At 33.6% G+C, this 3636-nt stretch carries 5 protein-coding genes; 2 read left to right on the forward strand and 3 right to left on the reverse strand.

What is annotated here, in order from left to right; genetic code table 11:
• Positions 1-190: 190 nt before the first annotated feature.
• The 3 genes from QL989_RS19030 to QL989_RS19040 all read right to left on the reverse strand — a co-directional run bounded on the left by QL989_RS19030 (position 191) and on the right by QL989_RS19040 (position 2113).
• Positions 191-475, reverse strand: coding sequence for a hypothetical protein (locus QL989_RS19030; protein WP_290171707.1), 285 nt, complete (start codon positions 473-475; stop codon positions 191-193).
• A gap of 461 nt (positions 476-936) precedes the next feature.
• The gene (locus QL989_RS19035) at positions 937-1074 is read right to left on the reverse strand and encodes a hypothetical protein (RefSeq protein WP_171039584.1); all 138 of its coding nucleotides are present in this window, start codon (positions 1072-1074) and stop codon (positions 937-939) included.
• Positions 1075-1102: 28 nt separating this feature from the next.
• A complete protein-coding gene (locus QL989_RS19040) occupies positions 1103-2113 on the reverse strand; it encodes an RDD family protein (protein ID WP_138604977.1) in 1011 nt (336 codons plus the stop codon).
• Positions 2114-2346: 233 nt separating this feature from the next.
• Between QL989_RS19040 and QL989_RS19045 the strand changes: the two genes are divergently transcribed.
• Positions 2347-2922, forward strand: coding sequence for a hypothetical protein (locus QL989_RS19045; protein ID WP_138604978.1), 576 nt, complete (start codon positions 2347-2349; stop codon positions 2920-2922).
• A gap of 17 nt (positions 2923-2939) precedes the next feature.
• Positions 2940-3488: a hypothetical protein gene (locus tag QL989_RS19050; protein ID WP_138604979.1), complete on the forward strand. Its 549-nt coding sequence runs from the start codon at positions 2940-2942 to the stop codon at positions 3486-3488.
• Positions 3489-3636 lie beyond the last annotated feature (148 nt).

Consider the following 3636-nt stretch of genomic DNA (forward strand, 5'->3'; position numbering starts at 1 on the left):
TTCATTTCATCACTTGTTTCTAATGCTTTATTAGAAACCATTGTTTTAAATCCACTGTCAACATCAGCGGCGATTGTCAGGGCGAATGCACTAATACCGCCGAGTATAGCTATTACAAACCCGATGCCCCAAAAAAAACCTTTTATGCTCTCATTAAAATTATTGCTTTTCATTTAATTCTCTTTGGTTTTTACCATTGTATTTCGTTAACAAGATTGCCAAAGTAACTTTTTTCACCGACTAAATTTATATTTTTGTTTTTAAGTGTTTGTAGCTCGTCCGTATCTAAGTACCATCTAAACGAATGCTCTTCACCAGTGGATAAATCAGCAATGTTTAATGTTATACATTGCTGCTGATCATTTATAATACATGTAGTTACATCAGTTAAAAAATATTCTTCAGACCACAGTTCGCCTAAATTATTTTCAGCATAATACATAATGGGAACTACGCTAAATTTCCACAACGCCATATAGATCAAACAAGGGTACATTACTATCAAAAATCCTTTTACTAGCCTGCTACCTTTAAAAAAGTGACGAGTTATTAAATAATTAAAGTTGTGATCACACCTATACTTTTTAAATAATGTATATATTACTGCCATGGTTAATATAGGTAGCACTGCTAGCTCTATAAAATGTAATCGCTCATTAGCAATAAAAGCAGGATCGTTAAACTCGTACCATCCAATGAGCAACACTAAATAGCTCATTAGTGCGAATATAATTAATAGATATAAAAAGCTTTTATGAAACTCTTTGTGCTTTATATTTAGCAATTAAACTCCAATTCAACTTCAATGATAAAATTATTTTTTAAGTATACTTTTTAACCCATAATACCAACTAAGTGCAGCGACTGTGCCATGAGTTCCACATTCAAAGTTACGTTGATTTATAATTAAATTATTGCTCTTGTGTGCTTTTATTTTCAAAAAATGCTGAAGCTGCGTTGCTCATCTAAAACAACAGACTTAAGCTGATGCGCTTTTGCTAACACAATATTTTCTGAAGCATACGCAACCGTAATAAAATACAGATTAATAAATACAATCAATAAAACTTTCATAACCATCCTTGTAAGTTATGAAACAGAGTTAACTTTTTACAGTCTCTTCTACTGTTTGCACATTTACAACTTGGTTCACATTCCCTTGAATAACTACCGTGGCTGATATTTTATCTTGAATGGCTTGCCTGTTTGGATCCCAGTAAACTTGTAAAAAACCTAACAAGCCAGTGGCAAAACCTGCACCGTAACCACCGTAGCGGCCAAAACAATCAAGTAAACCCAGTGATTCACCACTTAATGCAACCACTCTGGTGTTACAGAGCTTTTTACCAGGGGTTTGACCGCGCCATAATAAAGAAAACAGTGTGAAGTACACAGCCGCCCAGCCAAAACCCAAACCTAAATCTTGAATGATCCCTTTACCCCACTGCAAAATACTGTGTGTGGTTGTTTGTGCGGGTTTATCTTCTGTTAACTGCGCAAGCTTTAATCCGTTATTTTCACCAAGCACTAATAATTGTAAAAATGCTTTTGCAAGTTGTGGGTTTTGTAGGTCGTCCATTTCGGCTAATTTGGGTACTTGCCCTATCAAGTTATCAAGTGCATTTTGTTGACAAGATTGCTCACAGCTTTCGTCTGCTGTTTGCACTAAGTAAGCATTTACCTGCTTTTTTTCTGTGGAGGTAAGCTGAATGTCATCCTGTATTTTTAAGCCTTGAACAGTTAAGCCTTGATCAGAGTCATCGCCTTCTAAATAATCTATACCAATTGAAAGCACAGCAAGAGCGCTTACAAATAAAATACTTGCTGCTACTATTTTTAATATTCTTCGCCACACACTCGACATTTTAGGAAGGTATTGCTGCGCCGTTCCTTTGTAAAACGCCATCGCAGCAACGAATGCAATAATAGTTGCACTGAGCTTTGCAGCTAAAAATATTAATGCAACATCTATAATCATAGCTAATACGCGCCGAGTCGGCGAAGCCAAAGGCAAGCCAAGTAAAGCATTATCAACCTTAAAGGCATACGGCGTGATCACTTCTCTGGTTTCGGCTTTAGATAACGCTAATTGTTCTAATTCTTGTGCTTTCATTATTATACTTGTTATTAAAATAGGTGACGCGGTTAAATTACGCGCTTTTTAATTTTTGCTCAAGCGAACTCATCTCTATTTAAAATAAAAACACCTCAAAACCAAAAATTATTAAATACAAAAGTTACAACCATTTACAAATATAAAGTTAACATTATTTACAATGCAACTACAAAACATATATTATCGATGGAACTACTTTTTCTTTAAAAATTAAATATATGGAGTATATTTTGAAGTTATTAACTAACATGTTTTTCTTGTTTTCGGTACTTGTTTTAAGTGGCTGTGCCCACCAGATAAGTTTAAATCCAGACACTGAGAAACTTCAGCTTTCAGAAAGTAAATCAATATCCGTTGTAGGTTATTATATTTCTGAAGATGATATTAAAAAACAAGTAAAAACACCTGGCGGTGGTGGCGATAATGTTAGTTACAAACCTTATAAAGACACAGAAGCTGCATTATATACTGTACTTTCTAATAAATTTGAAAACGTTTATAAGCTTGAATCATTAACTGATAATACATTTTTACAAGACAATAAAATTGAATATGTGTTTATACCTACAATAACAACTGAATCTAGTTCAGATAGTTTATTTACATGGCCACCTACAGAGTTTACTTTCACGTTAAACTGTAAAACTTTAAATAACAATGGCGATATAGCATGGAATACTGAAGTTAAAGGTTTTGGCAAAGCTGAATTTGATGAGTTTAAAAACGACTTTTCTTTATCAGCAAAGCGTGCAACAGAAGAAGCATTTAACAAACTAATTGTAGAGTTAGAGCAGTCAAAACTATGAGTAAGGAAAGAATTAAAATGAAGTATAGAAGTTCAATAGGATTAATCGGGGTTTTATTCTTAAGTGCATGTACAATTCAAGTGCCTCCTTATAGTGCAGACATTGGTAACGTTTCAAAATTAAAGCAAGAAACAGTTTCCCCTCTATCTGTTGGCACAATTAAATCTGAAAAGAAACTAAATAAAATTTCACTTAGAGGCTCACCTCTTATTTCATCTGTAGGTAACAGTTATGGTAAATATATTGAAAATGCTTTATTGCAAGAGCTTAAGTTAGCCAAGCTTTGGTCTGGTGTTGCTAAAAAGCAAGTAACTGGCAAAGTAATTGACCAAGATATTGATGTTTCGGGTTTCTCAGAGGGAAGTTCATTTATAAAAGTAAACTTTATCGTCTCAGAAGAGAACATTATCTTATTCGAAAAAGAAATAATGGCCGAACACACTTTTGACTCTTCATTTATGGGAGCGATCGCCATCCCTAATGGTCAAAAAAGCTACGTAGAGTTAGTTCAAAAATTACTAACAAACCTATATGCAGATGAAGAGTTTATTGCCTCAATAAAATAACTCTATTACATCTATTTCAAATAAAAAAGAGTCATACTTCGTATGGCTCTTTTTATTTAAACTTACCCTAAAACCACTTAATTTTAAGCTTTGTCGAGTGAACTTTACTTGCTTGTGATCTAAATAAATTGCATTTAATGTCAACATA

It is taken from the genome of Pseudoalteromonas sp. APC 3224 (genome assembly GCF_030407535.1).
Lineage (GTDB): Bacteria > Pseudomonadota > Gammaproteobacteria > Enterobacterales > Alteromonadaceae > Pseudoalteromonas.